This is a genomic window from Gilliamella sp. BG2, assembly GCF_046635645.1.
Classification (GTDB): Bacteria; Pseudomonadota; Gammaproteobacteria; order Enterobacterales; family Orbaceae; genus Gilliamella; species Gilliamella bombi.
Genome location: NZ_JBIDFF010000073.1, coordinates 1 through 1,173 on the forward strand (window position 1 = coordinate 1; position 1,173 = coordinate 1,173).

The 1,173-nt window shown below is 32.0% G+C and carries 1 protein-coding gene; it reads right to left on the reverse strand.

The window, feature by feature from the left end; genetic code table 11:
- Positions 1-356 precede the first annotated feature (356 nt).
- Positions 357-755 (reverse strand): terminase small subunit, encoded by a 399-nt coding sequence (locus tag ACGH6Q_RS12330; RefSeq protein WP_174798951.1) that lies wholly within the window; start codon positions 753-755, stop codon positions 357-359.
- Positions 756-1,173 lie beyond the last annotated feature (418 nt).

Consider the following 1,173-nt stretch of genomic DNA (forward strand, 5'->3'; position numbering starts at 1 on the left):
ACACAAGTTGTGTAATATTATATAGCTCTATTTTGTTATATCAATATGTATTTAACTGTTTAAAACAGAATATAAATCAATATGAGAAAAACAATAATAAATATTTAATTTTCTTTAAATTGAAATTTATGAAAGAATTTTATAAGCTGTCTTCATAATGAAGATAACTGCCTTTTATGATTAAATTGGTATCCATTTATTAAATACCTTTTTACTGGATACTTGTTTGGATACCTATATTAAATGGATTTTCGGATATTTAAATTCTATAGGAAGCGGCTCAATTTGAGCGTCTAAAACTTGAGCGGATAACAAGCCTCTAATTACTCGTAAAACATTTTTATGCTCTTTGCTTGTCAGGCGGTTAAATCCTTTGGTTGTGGCGATACTAGTTCTATGCGCATTGGTTTGGATTTGGCTGTAATGCTACTACCCATAGATTGATGATCTAATATCTGTTTTTCAGAATAACCATGATTAGCAAGCATCAATTTAGCAATACTTGCGTTAAACTCGCCTTTTAAGCCTTTATTAATTAACTCGACTTCTTGGCGCGCTTTGATAAGTTCTAACATGTCCTTAAATTCTTCGCTTGAACTCGCATAATTATATAAACTTGACCTTGAACAGTTAGCATATAAAGCCAGTCCAGCCATAGAGGGAATAACTTCCCCATTTTTGATATAGCCCTGCTTATGCAAATACTCTTGCCCTAGTTTTAACATGTCCTTTATCTTTGATTTTCGCCCTGCCATATTGCCACCTAACTTACTAATAATAAGGCTATTATAATCTAATAAGGCGAATTATTAGATTGCTTTCTAACGTGTCCAAAAATTCACTAAGCCAACCAATAGGAGGGGGGTGTAAATTCCTACGACCCTATACGTTATAAACCGCCCACCCTGCTTTTTATGCAAAACCGCGAATTGAAATAATTTTTTTGACTGCTATTACTAAATGGGTAACCATAAATAGCTATGGTTGAGTAATTCAATTCAATTTAATAAACCTGCTGGCTTTTTAGCAGATTGCAAATGTAATACCTGTATGGTGGAAATCACCATAGAGCATTTATTCTTTTCCTCTAATAATAGCCCTGGATCAACCTTAAAATCATCATAACTTAACATTATGATTAATAATTATTTTATTTTAATAAAAAAATAGCGC

Excerpts from the sequence above, each read along its gene's own strand:
- ACGH6Q_RS12330 (WP_174798951.1), bottom strand. The coding sequence starts at position 755 with ATGGCAGGGCGAAAATCAAAGATAAAGGACATGTTAAAACTAGGGCAA.